20 protein-coding genes are annotated in these 20,623 nt (G+C 64.0%); 14 read left to right on the plus strand and 6 right to left on the minus strand.

Annotated elements, in window-relative coordinates:
- The first annotated feature begins 75 nt into the window (after nucleotides 1-75).
- Nucleotides 76-912 carry a universal stress protein gene (locus AC3WLE_RS01055; protein ID WP_492317025.1) on the plus strand — a complete coding sequence of 279 codons (837 nt, stop codon included), beginning with the start codon at nucleotides 76-78 and terminating at the stop codon, nucleotides 910-912.
- Between the two features lie 32 nt (nucleotides 913-944).
- Nucleotides 945-1,787 (plus strand): universal stress protein, encoded by an 843-nt coding sequence (locus AC3WLE_RS01060; protein ID WP_492317026.1) that lies wholly within the window; start codon nucleotides 945-947, stop codon nucleotides 1,785-1,787.
- A gap of 54 nt (nucleotides 1,788-1,841) precedes the next feature.
- Here AC3WLE_RS01060 and AC3WLE_RS01065 read toward each other — a convergent pair whose 3' ends face one another.
- The 4 genes from AC3WLE_RS01065 to AC3WLE_RS01080 all read right to left on the minus strand — a co-directional run bounded on the left by AC3WLE_RS01065 (nucleotide 1,842) and on the right by AC3WLE_RS01080 (nucleotide 5,970).
- On the minus strand, nucleotides 1,842-2,828 hold the full coding sequence (locus tag AC3WLE_RS01065) for an acetoacetate decarboxylase (ADC) (protein ID WP_492355768.1): 987 nt from the start codon (nucleotides 2,826-2,828) through the stop codon (nucleotides 1,842-1,844).
- A 255-nt stretch (nucleotides 2,829-3,083) separates the two neighbouring features.
- Nucleotides 3,084-3,602, minus strand: coding sequence for a type 1 glutamine amidotransferase domain-containing protein (locus AC3WLE_RS01070; RefSeq protein WP_492351303.1), 519 nt, complete (start codon nucleotides 3,600-3,602; stop codon nucleotides 3,084-3,086).
- Nucleotides 3,595-4,830, minus strand: coding sequence for an NADH:flavin oxidoreductase/NADH oxidase family protein (locus AC3WLE_RS01075; protein WP_492355769.1), 1,236 nt, complete (start codon nucleotides 4,828-4,830; stop codon nucleotides 3,595-3,597). Before AC3WLE_RS01075 ends, AC3WLE_RS01070 begins: the two co-directional genes overlap by 8 nt.
- 309 nt (nucleotides 4,831-5,139) lie before the next feature.
- Nucleotides 5,140-5,970 (minus strand): alpha/beta fold hydrolase, encoded by an 831-nt coding sequence (locus AC3WLE_RS01080; RefSeq protein WP_114130897.1) that lies wholly within the window; start codon nucleotides 5,968-5,970, stop codon nucleotides 5,140-5,142.
- 218 nt (nucleotides 5,971-6,188) lie between these two features.
- On the opposite strand from AC3WLE_RS01080, the gene AC3WLE_RS01085 reads away from it, so the two are divergent.
- The 3 genes from AC3WLE_RS01085 to AC3WLE_RS01095 all read left to right on the plus strand — a co-directional run bounded on the left by AC3WLE_RS01085 (nucleotide 6,189) and on the right by AC3WLE_RS01095 (nucleotide 9,711).
- Nucleotides 6,189-6,641: a MerR family transcriptional regulator gene (locus AC3WLE_RS01085; RefSeq protein WP_114130898.1), complete on the plus strand. Its 453-nt coding sequence runs from the start codon at nucleotides 6,189-6,191 to the stop codon at nucleotides 6,639-6,641.
- 308 nt (nucleotides 6,642-6,949) lie between these two features.
- Entirely contained in the window at nucleotides 6,950-7,417 is a 468-nt protein-coding gene (locus AC3WLE_RS01090; protein WP_492317030.1) for a (2Fe-2S)-binding protein, read from the plus strand.
- The gene (locus AC3WLE_RS01095; protein ID WP_492355770.1) at nucleotides 7,414-9,711 is read left to right on the plus strand and encodes a xanthine dehydrogenase family protein molybdopterin-binding subunit; all 2,298 of its coding nucleotides are present in this window, start codon (nucleotides 7,414-7,416) and stop codon (nucleotides 9,709-9,711) included. Before AC3WLE_RS01090 ends, AC3WLE_RS01095 begins: the two co-directional genes overlap by 4 nt.
- Nucleotides 9,712-9,891: 180 nt before the next feature.
- On the opposite strand, the gene AC3WLE_RS01100 is transcribed toward AC3WLE_RS01095, so the two are convergent.
- Nucleotides 9,892-10,113, minus strand: a complete 222-nt coding sequence (locus AC3WLE_RS01100) for a hypothetical protein (protein ID WP_492355771.1) — start codon at nucleotides 10,111-10,113, stop codon at nucleotides 9,892-9,894.
- Nucleotides 10,114-10,300: 187 nt separating this feature from the next.
- On the opposite strand from AC3WLE_RS01100, the gene AC3WLE_RS01105 reads away from it, so the two are divergent.
- The 5 genes from AC3WLE_RS01105 to AC3WLE_RS01125 all read left to right on the plus strand — a co-directional run bounded on the left by AC3WLE_RS01105 (nucleotide 10,301) and on the right by AC3WLE_RS01125 (nucleotide 15,461).
- Complete coding sequence (locus AC3WLE_RS01105) at nucleotides 10,301-11,188, plus strand: LysR substrate-binding domain-containing protein (RefSeq protein WP_492317180.1); 888 nt, start codon at nucleotides 10,301-10,303, stop codon at nucleotides 11,186-11,188.
- Nucleotides 11,189-11,360: 172 nt separating this feature from the next.
- The gene (locus AC3WLE_RS01110; protein WP_492355772.1) at nucleotides 11,361-12,110 is read left to right on the plus strand and encodes an SDR family NAD(P)-dependent oxidoreductase; all 750 of its coding nucleotides are present in this window, start codon (nucleotides 11,361-11,363) and stop codon (nucleotides 12,108-12,110) included.
- A gap of 125 nt (nucleotides 12,111-12,235) precedes the next feature.
- On the plus strand, nucleotides 12,236-13,564 hold the full coding sequence (locus AC3WLE_RS01115) for an MFS transporter (protein WP_492355773.1): 1,329 nt from the start codon (nucleotides 12,236-12,238) through the stop codon (nucleotides 13,562-13,564).
- A 44-nt stretch (nucleotides 13,565-13,608) separates the two neighbouring features.
- Nucleotides 13,609-14,454 carry a transketolase gene (locus AC3WLE_RS01120; protein ID WP_492355774.1) on the plus strand — a complete coding sequence of 282 codons (846 nt, stop codon included), beginning with the start codon at nucleotides 13,609-13,611 and terminating at the stop codon, nucleotides 14,452-14,454.
- Nucleotides 14,451-15,461 (plus strand): transketolase family protein, encoded by a 1,011-nt coding sequence (locus tag AC3WLE_RS01125; protein WP_492351309.1) that lies wholly within the window; start codon nucleotides 14,451-14,453, stop codon nucleotides 15,459-15,461. The genes AC3WLE_RS01120 and AC3WLE_RS01125 overlap by 4 nt, the downstream gene beginning before the upstream one ends.
- Nucleotides 15,462-15,694: 233 nt before the next feature.
- Here the strand turns inward: AC3WLE_RS01125 and AC3WLE_RS01130 are convergent, their stop codons facing one another.
- On the minus strand, nucleotides 15,695-16,648 hold the full coding sequence (locus AC3WLE_RS01130; protein WP_492317037.1) for a LysR family transcriptional regulator: 954 nt from the start codon (nucleotides 16,646-16,648) through the stop codon (nucleotides 15,695-15,697).
- 167 nt (nucleotides 16,649-16,815) lie between these two features.
- On the opposite strand from AC3WLE_RS01130, the gene AC3WLE_RS01135 reads away from it, so the two are divergent.
- The 4 genes from AC3WLE_RS01135 to AC3WLE_RS01150 all read left to right on the plus strand — a co-directional run bounded on the left by AC3WLE_RS01135 (nucleotide 16,816) and on the right by AC3WLE_RS01150 (nucleotide 20,622).
- Nucleotides 16,816-18,276: a form I ribulose bisphosphate carboxylase large subunit gene (locus AC3WLE_RS01135; protein WP_035826739.1), complete on the plus strand. Its 1,461-nt coding sequence runs from the start codon at nucleotides 16,816-16,818 to the stop codon at nucleotides 18,274-18,276.
- Between the two features lie 56 nt (nucleotides 18,277-18,332).
- Entirely contained in the window at nucleotides 18,333-18,752 is a 420-nt protein-coding gene (locus tag AC3WLE_RS01140; RefSeq protein WP_010809290.1) for a ribulose bisphosphate carboxylase small subunit, read from the plus strand.
- Nucleotides 18,753-18,912: 160 nt separating this feature from the next.
- Nucleotides 18,913-19,854 carry a CbbX protein gene (gene cbbX, locus AC3WLE_RS01145; protein ID WP_492317038.1) on the plus strand — a complete coding sequence of 314 codons (942 nt, stop codon included), beginning with the start codon at nucleotides 18,913-18,915 and terminating at the stop codon, nucleotides 19,852-19,854.
- 3 nt (nucleotides 19,855-19,857) lie between these two features.
- The gene (locus tag AC3WLE_RS01150; protein WP_492355775.1) at nucleotides 19,858-20,622 is read left to right on the plus strand and encodes an HAD family hydrolase; all 765 of its coding nucleotides are present in this window, start codon (nucleotides 19,858-19,860) and stop codon (nucleotides 20,620-20,622) included.
- Nucleotide 20,623 lies beyond the last annotated feature (1 nt).

Consider the following 20,623-nt stretch of genomic DNA (forward strand, 5'->3'; position numbering starts at 1 on the left):
TGGCCCGTTGATCCGGGTCAAGCGCCGCTCGGCCTTGCTGCCTAGACTGGTCTGTAGTTGAGGGTGAGGGCGATCATGGCTTACGACAGCATCCTGGTGCATCTGGACAGCAATCCGCAGGCACGGCAGCGGCTCGAAGTGGCGGGGCGACTTGCGGCGGCCAGCCAGTGCCGGCTGATCGGCATGTACGCCGGTTTCATTCCCGATCCTGCCTGGTTCTACCTCATGGAAGGCGCGCAGCAATATGTCGCGGACGATCTGGCCCGGCGCAAGCAGGTCAGGGAAGACGTCCGCGCGCAGTTTCTGGCTGCAACCCAGGCCATGCCGGTGCGCGCGGAGTGGCGCGCCGCGGAGCAGGGGACGGTGGCATCGGTGCTGCGCGAGGCCCGCGAGGCCGGCCTGGTCGTTGCCGGCCAGTACGACCCCGGCAATACCGAAGGGCCGGTGGCCCGGCAACTGCTGGAATCGCTGCTGCTGGAGACCGGCCGACCGACGCTCGTGGTGCCGTGCGCGGGCACGTTTCCAACGCTGGGTACGCGCGTGATCGTGGCGTGGAATGGCAGCCGCGAGGCGGCGCGGGCGCTTCACGACGCCGTGCCGCTGATGGCCGGCGCGCAGGCGCGCATTCTTTGCGCACAGACCGCGGCCAAGGAGGCAAGAGCCGACGCCACCCCGGTCGGCCACGCCGCACGCGTGCTGGAGCGCCACGGCGTCGCCGTGGAAATCGAACACGGTCCTGGTGGGGCTGACCTGACCATCGGCGAACTCATCCTTTCGCGCGCGGCGGATTTCGATGCCGACCTGATTGTGATGGGTGCCTACGGACACGGTCGCATGCGGGAACTGGTGCTGGGCGGTGTCACGCGTACGCTGCTTGACTCAATGACCGCACCGGTGCTGTTTTCACGATGATGCAAGGTCAAACCAAAGAGTGGAATCACGTCATGGACTTCAGAACCATCCTTGTCGACCTGAGCGAAGATGCTGCACGGTCCGCACGCATTGAAACGGCAGCACGGCTTGCCGAAAAGTCCGGCGGCAGCGTGGTCGGACTGACGGCAACAGGAACGCACCTGGAGCCGTTTCGTGGGGCGGGCGAAGAAGCCGGGCAATACGGCGTGCTTGCCGCGAACCATTTACACAAGCTGGCTGCGGCTCACAGGAACGCACTCGAAACGCTGACCGGGCAAGTGTCGCCGGCCATTCCCACCCGGCACATCGTTGTCGAAGCCGAGTCTGGCTGGGCGCTTGCCGACGAGGGCCGCTTCGCCGATCTCATCCTGCCCGCAGCGCCCTCGGCGCAGGCCGATGTGCCGGCTCTGCTGGCCGGGGTCGCGGAGTACGCGATGCTCAATGCAGGCCGGCCCATCCTGCTGGTGCCGGGCGCGTCCGGCCCGCGACTTGGCGGCCATGTCGCCATCGCCTGGAACGGCGGCCGGGAGGCCGCGCGCGCGGTCGCGGACGCACTGCCGTGGCTTGTGCATGCCAGCGCCGTTACCGTCCTGGTGGTCAGTGCTGGCAAGCACAGCGCTGCCGGTGAGAAAGCGGCCTATCGTGACAGCGCGGATCGGCTGACAGCGTGGCTGCTCAGCCATGGCATCCACGCCAGTCTGCTGGTCGGAGAGGGCGATCCCGACCACGTGCTGCCACAACTTGCGGCCAAGGTTCAGGCCGGCCTGCTGGTCGCGGGCGGCTATGGCCGCTCCCGGCTGAGGGAGCTGGTGCTGGGTGGCACCACCCGCGCCCTGCTGCGCCAGTCAGGCTTGCCAGTCTTCATGTCGCACTGAGGCTAACCCTCCTGGGCGGTTGGGGCTACCGGCGTCGACTCAACGACAGAAGGATCACAGCGGCTTGGGGGAATACAGCGCGCTTTGGAATTCTGGCACGTACTCGTATTTCATCATCTTCCCCAGCTTCAGCGCCTTAATGTACGTCGACAAGCTCCCCTCGGTAAGCGTGAGGTTCACCGACTCCGCATTTGTACTGGAGGTGTGACTAAGCTGACGGGAAATCGCATAACCAGTAGTCAATCGCCCATTCTGATCGACATTTGTAAAGCTGTTCGTGACCATGGAGGTCTTGCTCGAAAGGTCGCCCAGCTTCTTGGTTTCAAGGGTGACATCGACCTTGCCCGTTTCGCTGTCAAGAATCTCGACGACAACCGATTTGTCGGTTTCGCGGTAGTTTATGCCGGTCAGCCATTTGGGTAGGTTGTAGCCCACCACACCCCGTACCCTGGCGAGTTCGGTATTTACCGGAAGCTTCAGTACGTAGCCCCAGAAATCGTTCGACATCGCCTGGCTCACCAGGGTAAGCGGTCCAAGATTGGAGCTACCCGGCCGATTTGTGATGACGGAAAGACCAATCTCGTTGTAGCTGTCGTTGTCGCAATAGCCATACGAGTAGGCGGTGAGTGCGATGAGGCCTCTGCCCGGCCAGACCTGAAGGGGTTGAACCCTCTCCAGGACTTGAGCAGGCATCAGTTCCCGCAGCTTGTCCAATTCGGCGGTGAAGATGGCCGTCACCCTGCTGTTCTTGTAGTAGAAGTTTGGCGAGTAGGATTCAAAGCCAATATCTACCTTCTCCTTCTTGAGATCCTTGAACCAGCTCAAGTCAACGTCTGGAGCCTCCTGCTGAATGACGGAAAGCGGAGGATTCGAGCGATAGCGGTCATACAGCCCGCCTCTGACCACGGGAACCTCATGTCCTGCGAGGTTGATGGTTGTGCTTTCAGTCTGCATAGTTTTCGATGTGCCATCGGCCCATGAAGGATTCAAGAGGACGCTCAGGATTACACCTGCTGCAGCCGCAAGATTTCTGATTTTCATATGACGATACTTTGATGTTTAAGTTGGAATAGCCTGCGGGCCCAGACATCTGCCTGGCGAAATTTTTCTCATTCGAGTGGTGGAAATCGATTTTCCTTTATCCAGAACATTTTCCAGGGCTGAGTCAGGAGTCCATTTTCAGGTCGGGCGCTATTGATGCTGAGGAGCATCCCAAGGTCGAACTTGACTTGAAGGTCAAGCGGTTTTCCGCGATTTTCATTTTTCACATGAAAGCGGCATGTAGGGATGAATAACCTACTTGGCTTCAGTCTCGGCCTGCGGCTGCAGTAGCGCCAGCACCTGCCTCGCTACAGCCTTGCTCGACTGAGGGTTCTGCCCCGTGACGAGACGTCCGTCGGTGACGACATGGGAGGTGAAGGGCAGAAACGCCTTCTCGTATTTCCCCCCAGCAGCTCCCATGGCGTCTTGCAGATAGAACGGGACTTGATCCCGAATGCCCGACAGTTGTTCCTCGAAGTTGGAGAAGCCCGTGACGCGCCGACCACTGATGAGCGGCTTGCCATCTGCCCCCTGAAGTTGAACCAGTGCTGCATTGCCGTGGCAGACCGCTGAAACGATGCCTCCCTGCTGGTAGATCGCCTCGGCCAGGCGCTTGAGGTCCGGGGCGTCACGGAAATCCCTGCTCTCGCCAGCACGGGAAGCGCTAGCAAGAACGTCTTCGCGAAGGTGAGCAAGTTCTTCAGCAGTGAGTTCATGGATGCACGGGGTCCGAAAGGTCTCGACATCAGCTTGCGGAGTTGTCTGGTCAGCCATGGGCGCGCTGCCCCACCCAGCGCCGGTATCGACGGACGCGGCAGGCGTTGGACATCTGCTGCAGGATCAGCGCACGCAGCGGTGAGACCTTGGGATCAGTGGCCTTGCCTCGGCTAAGGTTGCGCAGTTGAAACTTGACTGCCGCCATGTTGGCCAACGAGGCCAGCGGCTTGTTGTTCCAGCGGATCGGGAGCAACGCAGGCGCACTGTCTTTGCCGGCACGCCAATCGCGCGGCAGATTGGGGTCGATGGCCAGGGCAGTACCGATGCCAACCATGTCCACGCCGCTCTTGACCACTTGCTCGGCCACCGGCCGACGGCGAATGCCGCCTGTGACCATCACTGGCATCTTCGCCACTGCGCGGAGGTCGCGAGCGAACTCTGCAAAGTAGGCCTCGCGGGCGAGCGTGCGGCCGTCGCGGGCTTCACCCTGCATGGCCGGGGCCTCGTAGCTGCCTCCCGACAACTCGACCAGGTCAACGGCCAGCTCGTTGAGCATCTTCACAACCTGGCGGGCGTCATCCTCGCTGAAGCCACCACGCTGGAAGTCGGCAGAGTTCAGCTTGACAGCAACCGCGAAGCCGGGCGAAACCACGGCGCGTACGGCCTTGACGATCTCAAAGAGCAGGCGAGCGCGGTTCTCCAGCGGGCCACCCCACGCATCCGTTCTCTGGTTGCTCAAAGGCGAGAGAAACTGGCTCAGCAGATAGCCGTGCGCCGCGTGAATCTCGACGCCAGTGAAACCCGCTTGTTCCCCCAGCTGCGCCGTGCGGGCAAAACGCCGGATCACGTCCTCGATGACCTCCCGCGTCATCGCCTGCTGCGTGTTGAAGTGCTTGGACATGTTGCCCAGGTTCATTGGCACGGCAGAGGGGGCCCAGGTGGGTTGCCCCAGGTTGGCAGGCATCTGGCGGCCGGGATGGTCGATCTGCAGCCAGAACTGCGCTCCCTTGGATCGCCCGACCTGCGCCCAGCGCTTGAACCGGTCCAGATGCCTGGCGTCTTCCAGCACGACGCCGCCTGGCCCCGTCATGGCACGGCTGTCCACCATCACATTGCCCGTAATCAGCAGGCCGGCACCCCCCTCTGCCCAAGCCCTGTACAGGCTCATCAGTTCCTCCGAGGGCGCGTGGTCAGCGTCCGCCATGTTCTCTTCCATGGCGGCTTTGGCGATTCGGTTCGGAACACTTGAACCGTTACGAAGAATCAACTTGTCGAACACGTTCATGGGGTCACCTCGTTTGATCGTGGCTCGACTTTAAGGTTGAAGTCAACTTTAATGTCAAGACCCTTTGTGAGGTGATGTATGAGTGGCGCCATGCATGGCAGCGAGACATGGACGCCGAACGGCGGCAATTGCAGTCCGTGGCATTTTTTAGGCTGACGGGACCTGTTAAACGAAAAAGGCTCGCCACAAAACGTGGCGAGCAGGACTGCGATTTCCTTCTTCTTCACTGCCGCGCGCTCGAGCGACCTGAATGGCATCGCGAGGGGACAGCCAGGTGCCAGAAAGCTATTCGTCCGGCACCTGTGGCTGTTAGCCTCGCACGAACGCGAGGAGATCGGCGTTAATCGTTTCGGCGTTCGAAGTTGGCATCCCGTGTGGAAAACCCGGATAGGTCTTCAGGGTGCCGTTCCTGAGCAGCTTTGCCGACAAGAGCCCCGAGTTTGCATAAGGGACAATCTGATCGTCGTCGCCATGCATCACCAGAACGGGAATCGTTGCGCTCTTCAGGTCTTCGGTGAAGTCGGTCTGCGAGAAGGCGACGATGCCGTCATAGTGGGCCTTGGCGCTGCCCATCATTCCCTGCCGCCACCAATTCCAGATGACGCCTTCCGACGGTTTCGCGTCAGGGCGGTTATAGCCGTAGAAAGGGCCCGCGGGGATGTCGTAATAAAACTGTGCACGATTTGCCGCGAGCTGGGCCTGGAGGCCATCGAAGACATCCTTGGGGAGACCTCCCGGATTGCTCTCGGTCTTCACCATCAGCGGCGGAACGGCGCTGATGAGTACCGCCTTGGCGACGCGGTCCTCCCCATGACGCGCGACGTAATGAATGACCTCGCCACCGCCCGTGGAATGCCCGACATGGACTGCCTTCTGCACGCCGAGGTGGTTTACGACTGCCGCAACATCATCGGCATAGTGGTCCATGTCATGGCCGTCCCAGACCTGGCTGGATCGTCCATGGCCGCGACGGTCATGGGCGACAACCCGATAGCCGTGCGCCAGAAAAAAAAGCATCTGGGCATCCCAGTCGTCAGCGCTGAGCGGCCAACCGTGATGAAAGAAGATAACCTGTGCGTCACGTGGACCCCAGTCCTTGTAGAAGATCTCAACGCCATCCTTTGTTGTCACGTATGCCATTTTTGCTTCTCCTGTGTAATGCATAAGCCTGCAATCGGCGATGTGCGCGCTGATATTTGCTGCGCGGAGGTCGAGTCCTGCTCCTTTCCAGATAGGTAGATGAGGGGGAGGGAATGTGGCCGGGGCCACCACGCTAGCCAGGTCGGCCTGCCTTGCCGGGCCGAGATTCACTGTAGGATTAAAGTGAACCTTAATGTCAATGCTTTCTTAGGTGCCGTATGAGAATTGGAGAACTGGCTAGGCTCAGCGGTCTGACGGCCTCCCGCATTCGCTTTTACGAGGCGGCCGGATTGATCCTGGCGGTCGAGCGCCAGGCGAATGGCTATCGCGACTACCCGCCGGAGGCGGTATGGATTCTGGAAATCATCGCCAGCGCGCAGAGCGCGGGGTTCTCGCTCGATCAGATCCGCCATCTGCTACCGCTCGGTTCGGGGAACTGGCAGCACGATGAGCTACTGGATGCCCTCAAGCGGAAAGTCGCAGAAATCGAGGACATGCAGAAGCGCCTCAAACAAAACAAGACCCATTTGCTCGCCGCCATCCGAAACATCGAAAACCGGCCTGCGGATATGCCGTGCTCTGACAGGACGAAGTGGGTGCTGGACCGCCTCCGCGAAGAAGGGGCCGTCGTGCCAGTTCGGGGCAAGACCCGTCGCCCCGCAGCGAGCTGATGCCGGAACGTGCTGGGCAGCGCCGGAAACCACTGGCGCACGTGTCTCCCAATGAGTCGGTCTACTTCGGTCCCGATCCCTTCAGTATCCGCGTTGGGATCCACAAGGTGATCGGAATGAGTCCAATCTGAACTATCCGCATCTGGATGCTTGACCTTCAAGTTGAGTTTAACCTTAAAGTGCTGGCTGCCGGCCGTTAATCGGCTTGCCTCAGGCACTGGCTGGCATGGTCTGTGCACAGCGCGGCCAAAGCGCCTGGCATACGTGACAAGCCAGCATGAATTTCGGTAAGGGCAAGGAGATAACACATGAATCTGGACGTCAACCGCCAGCCGGTCAGCGTCGATTGCGATCCGGCCACCCCCTTGCTGTGGGTGCTGCGGGACCATTTGAACCTGACGGGCACGAAGTTTGGCTGCGGCGTCGCGGCTTGCGGCGCGTGTACCGTGCATCTGGATGGCGCGGCGGTGCGGTCCTGCGTCTTGCCCGTCGCGGCGGTGGCCGGCAAGCGCATCACCACGATCGAAGGGCTGGCCGACGCGCCGGGCCAGCGCCACGCGCTGCAGCAGGCCTGGATTGACGAACAGGTGCCGCAATGCGGCTACTGCCAGTCAGGCATGCTGATGGCGGCGGCGGACCTGCTGGCCCGACAGCCAGACCCGAGTGATGCCGACATCGATGCCGCCATCACCAACCTGTGCCGCTGCGGCACGTATCCGCGCGTGCGTACCGCCATCATGCGTGCAGCGAAGGCGCTGCGCGAGGGGCGCGCATGAGCGCCAAGGCAACCACCCCGCGCCGCGGACGGCGCCGGTTTCTGCTTGGGGCGCTAGGGCTTGGCGGTGCGCTGGTGGTCGGCTGGGGCGTGATGCCCCCTCGCAGCCGGCTTGGCGATCCTGCGGCGTTTCCTGAAGCGACCGGCCAGATTGCCCTGAACGGCTGGATCAAGATCACGCCGGAAGACAATGTCATCCTCGCCATGCCGCGAGTGGAGATGGGGCAGGGCATCCACACCGCGCTGTCGATGCTGGCTGCCGAGGAACTCGATATTCCGCTGGCAAGGGTGAGCATCGAGTCGTCGCCCATTGAACGAATCTATGGCAATGTCGTCACCATGGGCGACAGCTCGCTGCCGCTGCATCCTGACGATGCCGACAAGACCTGGGCGCGCGCGCTGCACTGGATCATGGCCAAGAGCGCGCGAGAGATCGGCCTTATCATCACCGGCGCCAGCAGCAGCGTGGCCGACGGCTGGCAGCCAGTGCGCGAGGCCGCCGCGACCGCGCGCACCGCCTTGGTGGAAGCTGCTGCGCGCGAATGGGGCGTGCAGGCGGCACAGGTGACGGTGCGGGAAGGCCAGCTCATTGGCCCGGGCGGCAAGCAGATGCCTTTCTCCGCGGTCGCGCGGAAGGCGCGCGACATTGCGCCGCCATCGAACGTCACACTCAAGCCGGCTTCGCAATACCAGCTGATTGGCAAGCCTGCACCGCGCAACGACATCGCCAGCAAGACGGATGGCAGCGCACGCTTTGCCATCGATGCGCGGCCGCCCGGCATGTTGTACGCGGCGGTCGTCATGTGCCCGGTGTTTGGCGGCAAACTCAAGACCTTCCAGTCGAAGGCGGCGCTTGCCATGGCCGGCGTGCGCTATGTCGTGCCGTTCGAGGGCTCGGCAGGCGGCGCACCGGGCGTGGCCGTGGTGGCCGACCACTACTGGCAGGCACGGCAGGCCCTGGCGACGCTCGAACCGGTCTGGGACAACGGGCCGCATGCCACGCTCGATTCCGCCGGCATCCGGCAGCAGCTCGTCAGCGCGCTCGACAGCGACAAGGGCGGTTTCACGTACCGTTCGATGGGCGATGGCCTGAAGGCCTTTGACAAGACGGGCGGCGCAACCATCGTCGAGGCCGAATACAGTGTGCCGTACCTGGCGCATGCCGCCATGGAGCCGATCAACTGCACAGCGCGGGTGACCAGGGATCGCGTGCAACTCTGGGCGCCCACCCAGGTGGCAACGCTTGCGCAACTGGTCGCGGCGCGCACGGCAGGTGTGAGCCGGGACCAGGTGCATATCGACATCCCGCTCATTGGCGGCGGCTTCGGACGGCGACTGGAGTCGGATTTCATCGGCCAGGCCGTGTCGATCGCCACCAGGACCGAGGGCCGCCCGGTACAGGTGATCTGGTCGCGTGAGGACGACATTCGCCACGACTTCTATCGTCCGCAGGCCATCGCACGGCTGAAGGCGCGCGTCGAGAATGGCAGGGTGACGGCCATCGCCTCGCGCAGTGCCGGACAGTCGATCCTGGCCGGCGAGCTGGAGCGCCTGTTTGGCGCGCCGTCGCTCGGCATCGACCGCTATACCGCCGAGGGCCTGTTCGACCTGCCATACGAGATCGAGCACGAGCACATTGCGCACGTGGTGGTCGATTTGCCGGTACCGATCGGATTCTGGCGCAGCGTCGGTCACTCCTGCAACGGCTTCTTCCTGGAAGGTTTTCTGAACGACGTGGCAGCGGCCGCCAGACTCGATCCGCTAGCGATGCGGCGCGACTTGCTCAAGGCGCACCCGCGTGAGCTGAAGGTGCTCGACACCTTAGCGCAGGCGGCAGGTTGGAACCAGCCGCTGGCACCGGCTGCGGACGGCGCGCCGCGTGCGCGCGGGCTCGCGCTGCACAACTCGTTCGGCTCGGTGGTGGCACAGGTGGCAGAGGTGTCGCTCAAGGACGGAAAGCCGCGCGTGCATCGCGTTGTCTGCGCCGTGGACTGCGGCACGGTGGTGAATCCGGACATCGTTGCGCAGCAGATGGAAAGCGGGATTATCTTCGGGCTGACTGCGGCGCTGTACGGCCAGGTCCAGATCAAGGACGGGCAGGTCGTGCAGAGCAACTTCCCCGACTATCCGATGCTGAAGATGGCTGAGGCACCGGTGATCGAAACCCACATCGTGCCCAGCACGGCTGAGCCCAGCGGCGTCGGTGAAATTGCCGTGCCGCCGATCGGGCCGGCCGTGGCACATGCCGTCGCCCAGCTCACCGGCAAGTCGGTGCGGCAGCTGCCAATGATGTAAGGCAATAACAAGGTTGGCCGGTTGAATCCGCAACCGACAAGCGACGGTCCAGCCAGCCCCAACCTTGTATCAGGCGTTCAAAGTAAATAGCCGCAGCCGAAGCCGCGGTTATCCTTCATTCTCCAGTATGACCAATCGCCATCAAGGCTGCCCTCGTAGCGGCCGCGCCAGACATCCGCCTCAGTCCAAGGGGAAATGCTCCGCAGCAGTCCGATCAAGCTTCAACTTGATCATGACCACCAGGCAGTGAATGCCGTGGCATGCCTCGGAACGTTCGCTTTCCACTTCCAGCAGGGACAGGACGCAACTAAGGCTGGGGCTGATGTGCTCGAGCGATTCGAGGCAGTCTGCTGGATTGGCGGCCAGCATGGTTTCATGTTTCGACGTGGTTCGTTTTTGCATTGCGAGCTCCTAAACGCGTGAACTTGGCCGCGTGATGCGGCCACCATTAGCGAGTTTCAGGTTGCAACGCCCGATCACCGTTGTTTCGGTGATGCCTCTACATCGAGTCGAAGTAGAATTCCCGAATGTTCATGACCGGGATCGGACTGGGCAATTCTGGCCCGATCCACCAGCCATTCCCCCAGCCATGCGGATTCCACCGGTGAAGGCAATCATCGCCTTCGAGAGCGTTGCCAGAACAAAGAGCGTCAGCCGGGCATCGGAGGAATTGGGCTTGACGGCATCCGCTGTCAGCCACCAGATCGGCAATCTGGAGGATGCGCTCGGCCAGGCCCTCTTCTTCCGGCAGGGACGTGGACTGGTCCTGACCCCTGTGGGTGAGCAGTACCTCAGGGACATCACGGGTGTGCTTGCTGACCTGAATCGCGCGACCGAGCGTGCTTCCAGCCCGGCGAACGTCGAGATCCTCCGGGTCCATTCGAGCCCCAGCTTCGGGCTGATGTGGCTGTTGCCGCGACTGGAATCGTTCCAGGCAGACAATGGCGATATCCAGTTGAATCTGTCCTGCTCCTATGAGGACGTTTCTTTTACGAGCGGGTACTACGATGTGGACATCCGCCACGGTTACGCACATTGGCGCGATATCCAGGTCAAAACCCTGCGCCGGGAAACCATAGCGCCGCTCGCCTCGCCGGCCTACCTTGAAAAGCATCCGATAACGTCACCGGCCGATTTGCTCGCGCACCGCCTCATCTATTCGGAGACCCCGCTGGTCCAATGGCAGCAATGGTTTGCCAGATTCGGCATCCCGGCCGCCCACAAGACGTTCGATTTCACCTTCGACCGCTCGTATATGTCGCTCGAGACAGCGGCACTGGGGCTTGGGGTGGCGCTGGAAAGCACGCTGCTGGCGTCGGTTCTGATCGGTAAGGGTTCCCTTGTACCCGTGTTCGACGACTCCCATGCCATCGAGGTTGGCAGTCACCATCTCGTCTATCCCGCGCAGAACGCCGACCTGCCGCGCGTGGCGCGCTTCCTGGCCTGGATGGAGCGCCAGCTGCCGGCGCCGGGCTGAGGGCCACAGGCGACAATGCGGGGCAGGAAAGTGCCGCCAGCGGCGCCTGACCTGAAGCGCCTCCCGCCATTCCCTGAAAATTTCTCAGCAATACCTGAGGCAGACCGCGTTGATCGGAACGCCGCCAGGGGCAAAACTCGACCCATCAAATCCAATGTCAAAGGAGACAAAGATGCTGGTCGAGAACAATGTAGTCATCATCACGGGGGCCGCCTCCCCACGCGGCATCGGCAAAGCCACCGCCAAGGCGTTCGCCGCCCAGGGCGCCGCCGTGGTCATCCTGGACCTCCGCCTGGAAGATGCCCAGGCCGCCGCCGGCGAGCTGGGCGACCAGCATCTCGGGCTGGCCTGCGATGTGACGGACAAGGCCGCCTGCGAGCGCGCGGTCCAGGCCGTGCTGCAGCGCTATGGGCGCATCGATGCGCTCGTCAACAATGCCGGCATCACCCAGCCAGTGCGCACGCTGGATATCCAGGCCGCCAACTACGACGCCGTGCTGGACGTGAACCTGCGCGGCACCCTGTACATGTCGCAGGCCGTGCTGCCGCAGATGCGCGAACAGAAGCGCGGAAGCATCGTCTGCATGTCGTCGGTGTCCGCGCAGCGCGGCGGAGGCATCTTCGGCGGTCCGCACTACAGCGCCGCCAAGGCCGGCGTGCTGGGGCTGGCGCGCGCCATGGCACGCGAGTTCGGGCCGGACGGCATCCGCGTCAACGCGATCACGCCGGGCCTGATCCAGACCGATATCACCGGCGACAAGCTCACCCCCGAGATGCGCGCCGACATCATCAAGGGCATCCCGCTGGGCCGCCTGGGCAATGCCGCCGACGTGGCCAATGCCTGCGTGTACCTGGCCAGCGACATGTCCGCCTACCTGACCGGCATCACGCTCGACGTCAACGGGGGCATGCTGATCCACTAGTCATTGACATGGCAGGCACCGACCGATTTCACTGATTCAGTGGACTGAATTCAAGCCGCCCGCAGAGGCGGAACATCTGACAGCCGGTGCACCGCGGGGCGGCGCCACCAGGCAGGAGACAACCGATGAAGACCAAATACGCGGCTTCGCCCATGGGCGGCGAAGCGACGCTGCACGCCGATTCCGCCACCTTCGAGACCCGCACCTACGCCAAGGTGGTGAAGCGGCTGATCCCGTTCCTGATGCTGTGCTACCTGGGCGCCTACCTGGACCGGGTCAATGTCGGCTTTGCCAAGCTGCAGATGCTCAGCGACCTGCGGTTCAGCGAGACCATCTACGGCCTGGGCGCCGGCATCTTCTTCCTTGGCTATTTCATCTTTGAAGTGCCGAGCAACGTCATCCTCCACAAGGTCGGTGCCAAGCGCTGGCTGGCGCGCATTATGCTGACCTGGGCGGTGATCTCGGCCTGCTTTGCCTTTGTCACCACGCCGACCCAGTTCTACGTGTTGCGCTTTCTGCTGGGCGTGGCCGAAGCCGGTTTTGCGCCTGGCGTGATCCTGTACATGACCTACTGGTTCCCGTCGGAGCGCCGCGCCAAGGCCTTGTCCCTGTTCTTCATGGCGATCCCGCTGGCGGGCATCGTGGGCGGGCCGCTGTCGGGCTACATCATGCATGCCTTCCACGGCGTGGGCGACCTGGCCGGCTGGAAATGGCTGTTCCTGATCGAGGCGCTGCCGTCGCTGTTCCTGGGCGTGGCCATCCTGTTCTATCTGGACAACGGCATCGACCAGGCGCACTGGCTCACCGACGCCGAGAAGGCGCTGCTTAGGCGCAATATCGGAGGCGACAACGCGCAGAAGATGGAACACATGTCGATCCGGTCCTTCATGAGCGACCGTCGGCTGTGGCTGATGGCCGGGATCTACTTCTGCGTGGTGCTGGGCCAGTACGGCCTGACCTTCTGGCTGCCCACCATCATTCGCAAGGCCGGCGTGGCCGATCCGCTGTGGGTGGGCATCTACACCGCGCTGCCGTACCTGTGCGCCATCGTGGCGCTGCCGCTGGTCGGCATGAGCGCCGACCGCCGCCGCGAGCGCCGCTTCCACCTGATCGTGCCGATGGTCACTGCCGCCGCCGGGTTCGCCATCCTGCCGATGCTGGGCAGTGTCAGCGCATCGCTGGTGTGCCTGTGCATCGCCGCGGCCGGCATCCTGGCCTCGTCCTCGCAGTTCTGGGCGTTGCCTACCGCGCTGCTGGGCGGCATGTCCGCCGCAGCCGGGATTGCCGCAGTCAACTGCGTCGCCAACCTGGCCGGTTTCTTCTCGCCCGCCATCGTGGGCTGGCTCAACGACCTGACCGGCAAGTCCACCGCCGGGCTGGTGTTTATCTCGGCCACCGTGGTGTTCGGCGCCATGCTGGTGTTCCTGGTCCCGGCCAGGAGCGTGAACCGCTGATACCCCTTTCCCTGAATTCCGATCCATTGCTTGCAGGAGACACCATGCAACACCAAACCACCGACAAGGCCGTGTCCTTGCGGGAACGCGCTTACCGCATCCGCCGCAACGCCTTGCTGATGGGCGAAGTGCAGGGCCAGGGCTACATCGGCCAGGCACTCGACATCGCCGACGTGCTCGCCGTGGCTTACTTCGACGCCATGCGCTACCGCCCCGAAGACCCCGAATGGGAAGGGCGCGATCGCTTCCTGCTGTCCAACGGCCATTACGCCATCGCGCTGTACGCAGCGCTGCTGGAAGCCGGCATCCTGCCTGCCGAAGAGCTGGAGACGTACGGCAGCGACGACAGCCGCCTGCCGATGTCGGGCATGGCCAGCTACACGCCCGGCATGGAGATGTCCGGCGGCTCGCTGGGGCAGGGCCTGACCATTGCGGTGGGCCGCTGCCTGGGGCTTAAGCGCAAGGGCTCGGACAATTTCGTCTACACCCTGTTCTCTGACGGCGAGCTGGATGAAGGTGCGATCTGGGAAGGCATTCTGTCCGCCGCCCACTGGAAGCTGGACAACCTGATCGCCGTGGTCGATGTCAACAACCAGCAGGCTGACGGGCCCTCCACCCAGATCATGGCGTTCGAGCCCCTGGTCCCCAAGCTGGAAGCCTTCGGCTGGTTCACCCAGCGCGTGGACGCCAACGACATCGACGCCGTGGCCGCTGCCTTGCGCGCGGCGCGCGAGCACCGCGGCGCGCAGCCGCGCATGATCATCTGCGATACGCGCATGGGATGCGGCGTGCCGTTTCTCGAACAGCGCGAGAAGAACCACTTTATCCGCGTGGATGCCCACGAATGGCAACTCGCACTGCAGGCCCTGGAAGCCGGGAGACAAGCATGAGCAAGACCAACGCAACCACCAACGCCAAGCCGAAGCTGAAGACCTCGGCGATGATCGCCTCCATCGCCGGGGAAGGACAGGCGACCAGATCGGCGCCGTTCGGCCACGCGCTGGTAGAACTGGGCCGGCACAAGCAGGACGTGATCGGCATGACGGCCGACCTGGGCAAATACACCGACTTGCATCTCTTTGCCCAGGCCTTCCCGGAGCGCTATTACCAGATGGGCATGGCCGAGCAGCTGCTGATGGGCGCCGCCGCCGGCTTCGCCCATGAGGGCGCGCAGCCCTTCGTCACCACCTATGCAGTGTTTGCGACGCGGCGCGCCTATGATTTCATGCACCAGGCCATCGCCGAGGACAACCTCGACGTGAAGATCGTCTGCGCGTTGCCCGGCCTGACCACCGGCTACGGCCCCAGCCACCAGGCCGCGGAAGACCTGGCGCTGATGCGCGCCATGCCCAACATGACCGTGATCGACCCGTGCGATGCCATCGACATCGAGCAGATGGTGCCGGCCATTGCCGCCCACAACGGCCCGGTGTACGCGCGCCTGCTGCGCGGCAATGTCCCGGTCGTGCTTGACGAGTACGACTACAAGTTCGAGCTGGGCAAGGCCAAGCTGCTGCGCGACGGCGCCGAAGTGCTGGTGATCTCGTCGGGCATCATGACCATGCGCGCGCTGGAGGTGGCCAGGGCGCTGGAGGCCGACCGCATCGGCGTGGCGGTGCTGCACGTGCCGACGATCAAGCCGCTGGACACCGAGACCATCCTGCGCGAGGCCAGGCGAAAAGGGCGCCTGGTGGTGGTCGCCGAGAATCACACCGTAATCGGCGGCCTCGGGGAAGCGGTCGCGACGACGCTGATGCAAGCTGGCATCCCTGTGCCGTTTCGGCAGGTGGGATTGCCGGATGCGTTCCTGGATGCCGGGGCGCTGCCCACATTGCACGATCGCTATGGAATTTCGGCGAACGTCATGGCCGATGCCATCAAGCGGTGGATTGAGTAGCGATCAGTGCCGGACCGAGACGTTATCTGCCGGGACAATGCCCGCAGCTGGTGGTTGCTTTCGGCGGTCTGGTTGAACGGCTATCTGAAGTTCTGAAGCGCCATTGCTTGCCGCCAGACCTGAATAACGCCACGTTCAGGTCTGGCGCATAGCTCCATCAATGTCGACTGGCTTACCCTGAGGTCCCGTCGGCGTTATTCGAGGGCAATGCGGAAAATCCGGCGGGGACCACCTCACGCCACCCGCCGCCCCGGCATCAGCCCCCCATATTCCTTCCCCAGAAACTCCGCCGTGTGCTCCAGCAGATAGGCGCGGCAGCTCTCGCTGGCCGGCGACAAGCGCTTGCTGGACATGTGCGCGACATGCCAGATGCGCTCGATCGGCGTGCCGGCCACGTCCAGCAGCGCGATCTCGCCGGTGCGCAGCTCCAGTCCCAGCGTGTGCAGCGACAACAGGCTGATGCCCATGCCGGCCATCACGGCCTGCTTGATGGTCTCGTTGCTGCCCAGGGTGATCACCTTGGCCGGCGTGAACAGGTGGTCCCGGAACATGTACTCCGCCACGGTGCGGGTGCCGGAACCCGGTTCGCGCAGCAGGAAGGTCTCGTGACGCAGTTCCTGCAGGTCGAACCCCTTTGCATCGTGTAGCGGGTGCCGCGGCGAGGCCACCAGCACGTGCGGATGCGCGGCGATGGGTTCCGACACCGCATCCAGTTCGCGCGGCGGGCGGCCCATCAGCGCGAGGTCGATGGCGTTGTCCTGCAATAGCCGCAGCAGCGTCTCGCGGTTCCCTTCGGCGATGCGCAGGTCCACGCCCGGATGTAGAGCCGTAAAGCCGGCCAGCAACTTGGGGGCGAAGTACTTCGACGTGCTGATCAGCCCGATCGTGATCGAGCCCTGCTCGACGTCCTTGACCGCCTGCAAGCCTTCCTCGGCGTCCTTGACCTCGCCGAGGATCCGGGACGCATGGTGCAGCAGGCGGTCGCCGGGCTCGGTCAGCGTGAGCTGCCCCTTGACCCGCTCGAACAGCGCCATGCCGACCACGGATTCAAGCTGCTTGACCTGCATCGAGACCGCAGGCTGGGTCAGGTGCAGTTCCTCGGCCGCGCGCACGAAGCTGGCGTGCCTGGCCACGGTGACGAAGATCTGCAACTGGCGAAGGGTGAGGGCGCGCAGGAAGGACGACATGGGCGGTTGGGGGCGGCTTTGGATGGTCCCGTGATGTGCAGTTTGATCCGCACTTAAGGGATTGCTTATACAGGGGCTAAGAATATCTGAATTTACCTTATGTGGGTGGGCTTATATCTTTGCATCAACGCAGCAGCCAAGACGCTCAACCACGCAAGGAGACAAGCATGAACGCACCTGAATCGGTCCAAGCCAAGCCGCGCAAGCGCTACGACGCCGGCGTCATGAAGTACAAGGAAATGGGGTACTGGGACGGCGACTACGAGCCCAAGGATACCGACCTGCTGGCGCTGTTCCGCATCACGCCGCAGGACGGCGTGGATCCGGTCGAGGCCGCCGCCGCGGTGGCCGGCGAATCCTCCACCGCCACCTGGACGGTGGTGTGGACCGACCGCCTGACCGCCTGCGACATGTACCGCGCCAAGGCCTACCGGGTCGATCCGGTGCCCAACAACCCCGAGCAGTTCTTCTGCTACGTGGCCTATGACCTGTCGCTGTTCGAGGAAGGCTCGATCGCCAACCTGACCGCGTCGATCATCGGCAACGTCTTCAGCTTCAAGCCGATCAAGGCGGCGCGCCTGGAGGACATGCGCTTCCCGGTGGCCTATGTGAAGACCTTCGCTGGCCCGTCCACCGGCATCATCGTCGAGCGCGAGCGCCTGGACAAGTTCGGCCGCCCGCTGCTGGGCGCCACTACCAAGCCCAAGCTGGGCCTGTCGGGCCGCAACTACGGCCGCGTGGTGTACGAGGGCCTGAAGGGCGGGCTGGACTTCATGAAGGATGACGAGAACATCAACTCGCAGCCCTTCATGCACTGGCGCGACCGCTTCCTGTTCGTGATGGACGCGGTCAACAAGGCCTCGGCCGCCACCGGCGAGGTCAAGGGCAGCTACCTCAACGTGACCGCCGGCACCATGGAAGAGATGTACCGGCGTGCCGAGTTCGCCAAGTCGCTGGGCTCGGTCATCATCATGATCGACCTGATCGTCGGCTGGACCTGTATCCAGTCCATGAGCAACTGGTGCCGCCAGAACGACATGATCCTGCACCTGCACCGCGCGGGCCATGGCACCTACACCCGGCAGAAGAACCACGGCGTGTCGTTCCGCGTGATTGCCAAATGGCTGCGCCTGGCCGGTGTCGACCACATGCACACCGGCACCGCGGTGGGCAAGCTGGAAGGCGATCCGCTGACCGTGCAGGGCTACTACAACGTCTGCCGCGATGCCTACACCCATACCGACCTGTCGCGCGGGCTGTTCTTTGACCAGGACTGGGCTTCGCTGCGCAAGGTGATGCCGGTGGCCTCGGGCGGCATCCACGCCGGCCAGATGCACCAGCTGATCCACCTCTTTGGCGACGACGTGGTGCTGCAGTTCGGCGGCGGCACCATCGGCCACCCGCAGGGTATCCAGGCCGGCGCCACCGCCAACCGCGTTGCGCTCGAAGCGATGGTGCTGGCGCGCAACGAAGGCCGCGACATCCTCAACGAAGGGCCGGAGATCCTGCGCGATGCCGCGCGCTGGTGCGGACCGCTGCGGGCTGCGCTCGATACCTGGGGCGACATCAGCTTCAACTACACGCCGACCGACACCTCGGACTTCGCGCCCACCGCGTCGGTGGCCTGAGCCCGGCGAGACGCCATCACAGCACGACGAGCGAACCCAAAGAACGAGAGGACATCATGCGTATTACTCAAGGCACTTTCTCCTTCCTGCCCGACCTCACCGACGCGCAGATCACCAGCCAGCTTGAATACTGCCTGAACCAGGGCTGGGCGGTCGGCATCGAGTACACCGACGACCCGCATCCGCGCAATACCTACTGGGAGATGTTCGGCCTGCCGATGTTCGACCTGCGCGATGCCGCCGGCATCCTGCTGGAGATCAACAACGCGCGCAGCACCTTCCCCAACCACTACATCCGCGTCACGGCCTTCGACTCGACGCATACGGTGGAGTCGGTGGTGATGTCGTTCATCGTCAACCGTCCTGCGGACGAGCCCGGCTTCCGCCTGGTGCGCCAGGAAGAGCCCGGCCGCACCATGCGCTACTCGATCGAGAGCTACGCCGTGCAGGCACGCCCCGAGGGCAGCCGCTACTGAGCGGCACCGGCTGAGCCGGCGCAGCGCCGCCATGGCGCTGCCGCCGGCGATTTCCTGACTGTGCAATCCCACGGTTGCGCCGCCGCAAGGCCGCGCACCGGGGGAGCTGCGCCTCGAATCTTTCGAGCCGGATGCTCGAATGATCCTCACGGAGCCTGCCATGTCCGCACCTGAAACGACCGCACCGCTGCAGCCGCCAGCCGCTCCGGCCGGATCGCTGGCCGAGTCGCTGGCCAGCTCGGGCATCACCGAGCTGCTGGCCCAGCTTGACCGCGAGCTGATCGGGCTGAAGCCGGTGAAAGCGCGCATCCGCGATATCGCCGCCTTGCTGCTGGTGGACAAGCTGCGCGCCGCGCGCGGCTTCAGCGCCGGTGCGCCCAGCCTGCATATGTGCTTCACCGGCAATCCCGGCACCGGCAAGACCACCGTGGCCATGCGCATGGCGCAGATCCTGCACCAGCTGGGCTACGTGCGCCGCGGCCACCTGGTGGCGGTGACCCGCGACGACCTGGTCGGCCAGTACATCGGCCACACCGCGCCCAAGACCAAGGAGATCCTGAAGAAGGCCATGGGCGGGGTGCTCTTCATCGACGAGGCCTACTACCTCTATCGCCCGGAGAACGAGCGCGACTACGGGCAGGAAGCCATCGAGATCCTGCTGCAGGTGATGGAGAACAACCGCGACGACCTGGTGGTGATCCTGGCCGGCTACAAGGACCGCATGGACCGTTTCTTCGAGTCCAACCCGGGCATGTCCTCGCGCGTTGCCCACCATGTCGATTTCCCCGACTACCAGCTCGACGAACTGCGCCAGATCGCCGACCTGATGCTGTCCGAGATGCAATACCGCTTCGACGACGAAAGCCGGGCCGTGTTTGCCGACTACCTGGCCCGGCGCATGGCACAGCCGCACTTTGCCAATGCCCGCAGCGTGCGCAATGCGCTGGACCGCGCGCGGCTGCGCCATGCCTCGCGCCTGCTGGACGATGCCGGCACGGTCGTCGACGACCATACCCTGACCACCATCACGGCGTCTGACCTGCTCGCCAGCCGCGTGTTTTCGAAGGCCGCGCCGGACGCGCAGACGCCGGCCAAGGAGTAAGCCATGCAAGCCCTGATTTTCGATGTCGACGGCACGCTGGCCGATACCGAAAGCGCGCACCTGCAAGCCTTCAATGCCGCCTTTGCCGAGGTCGGCCTGGACTGGTACTGGGACGCGCCGCTCTACACGCGCCTGCTCAAGGTGGCCGGCGGCAAGGAGCGCCTGATGCATTACTGGCGCATGGTCGACCCGGAAGAGGCCCGTGGCTGCAAGGTGAAGGAAACCATCGACGCCGTGCACGCCATCAAGACCCGCCACTATGCCGAGCGCGTCGGGGCGGGCGGCCTGCCGCTGCGCCCGGGCATTGCCCGCCTGATCGACGAGGCCGGCGAGGCCCGGCTGCCGCTCGCGATTGCCACCACCACCACGCCGGCCAACCTCGACGCGCTGCTGCAGGCGCCGCTTGGCGCGGACTGGCGCCGTCGCTTTGCCGCCATTGGCGACGCCGGTACCACGCCCATCAAGAAGCCGGCGCCCGATGTCTATCTGGCGGTGCTGGAGCGGCTCGGCCTGGAAGGCGGTGACTGCCTGGCGGTCGAGGACTCGGCGAACGGCCTGCGCGCCGCCCGGGCGGCCGGCATCCCCACCGTGGTCACGCCCACCGCATTCAGCGCGCAGGACTCCTTCGAGGGCGCGCTGCTGGTGCTGCCGCATCTTGGCGATCCCGGCGAGCCCATGCCCCAGCACGTGCCCGGCGCGGCAAACCGCTGGGCCGACCTTGCCGCGTTGCGCGCCTGGCACCACGGCACCCTGATCGAGGCGACCTGAC

Source organism: Cupriavidus sp. FW306-1B-F12B, from assembly GCF_058781795.1.

Excerpts from the sequence above, each read along its gene's own strand:
- AC3WLE_RS01065 (WP_492355768.1), bottom strand. The coding sequence starts at position 2,828 with ATGAAAATCAGAAATCTTGCGGCTGCAGCAGGTGTAATCCTGAGCGTC.
- AC3WLE_RS01055 (WP_492317025.1), top strand. The coding sequence starts at position 76 with ATGGCTTACGACAGCATCCTGGTGCATCTGGACAGCAATCCGCAGGCA.
- AC3WLE_RS01100 (WP_492355771.1), bottom strand. The coding sequence starts at position 10,113 with ATGCAAAAACGAACCACGTCGAAACATGAAACCATGCTGGCCGCCAAT.
- AC3WLE_RS01150 (WP_492355775.1), top strand. The coding sequence starts at position 19,858 with ATGCAAGCCCTGATTTTCGATGTCGACGGCACGCTGGCCGATACCGAA.
- AC3WLE_RS01095 (WP_492355770.1), top strand. The coding sequence starts at position 7,414 with ATGAGCGCCAAGGCAACCACCCCGCGCCGCGGACGGCGCCGGTTTCTG.
- AC3WLE_RS01075 (WP_492355769.1), bottom strand. The coding sequence starts at position 4,830 with ATGAACGTGTTCGACAAGTTGATTCTTCGTAACGGTTCAAGTGTTCCG.
- cbbX (WP_492317038.1), top strand. The coding sequence starts at position 18,913 with ATGTCCGCACCTGAAACGACCGCACCGCTGCAGCCGCCAGCCGCTCCG.
- AC3WLE_RS01105 (WP_492317180.1), top strand. The coding sequence starts at position 10,301 with ATGCGGATTCCACCGGTGAAGGCAATCATCGCCTTCGAGAGCGTTGCC.
- AC3WLE_RS01090 (WP_492317030.1), top strand. The coding sequence starts at position 6,950 with ATGAATCTGGACGTCAACCGCCAGCCGGTCAGCGTCGATTGCGATCCG.
- AC3WLE_RS01140 (WP_010809290.1), top strand. The coding sequence starts at position 18,333 with ATGCGTATTACTCAAGGCACTTTCTCCTTCCTGCCCGACCTCACCGAC.
- AC3WLE_RS01135 (WP_035826739.1), top strand. The coding sequence starts at position 16,816 with ATGAACGCACCTGAATCGGTCCAAGCCAAGCCGCGCAAGCGCTACGAC.
- AC3WLE_RS01125 (WP_492351309.1), top strand. The coding sequence starts at position 14,451 with ATGAGCAAGACCAACGCAACCACCAACGCCAAGCCGAAGCTGAAGACC.
- AC3WLE_RS01085 (WP_114130898.1), top strand. The coding sequence starts at position 6,189 with ATGAGAATTGGAGAACTGGCTAGGCTCAGCGGTCTGACGGCCTCCCGC.
- AC3WLE_RS01130 (WP_492317037.1), bottom strand. The coding sequence starts at position 16,648 with ATGTCGTCCTTCCTGCGCGCCCTCACCCTTCGCCAGTTGCAGATCTTC.
- AC3WLE_RS01060 (WP_492317026.1), top strand. The coding sequence starts at position 945 with ATGGACTTCAGAACCATCCTTGTCGACCTGAGCGAAGATGCTGCACGG.
- AC3WLE_RS01110 (WP_492355772.1), top strand. The coding sequence starts at position 11,361 with ATGCTGGTCGAGAACAATGTAGTCATCATCACGGGGGCCGCCTCCCCA.
- AC3WLE_RS01080 (WP_114130897.1), bottom strand. The coding sequence starts at position 5,970 with ATGGCATACGTGACAACAAAGGATGGCGTTGAGATCTTCTACAAGGAC.
- AC3WLE_RS01070 (WP_492351303.1), bottom strand. The coding sequence starts at position 3,602 with ATGGCTGACCAGACAACTCCGCAAGCTGATGTCGAGACCTTTCGGACC.
- AC3WLE_RS01120 (WP_492355774.1), top strand. The coding sequence starts at position 13,609 with ATGCAACACCAAACCACCGACAAGGCCGTGTCCTTGCGGGAACGCGCT.
- AC3WLE_RS01115 (WP_492355773.1), top strand. The coding sequence starts at position 12,236 with ATGAAGACCAAATACGCGGCTTCGCCCATGGGCGGCGAAGCGACGCTG.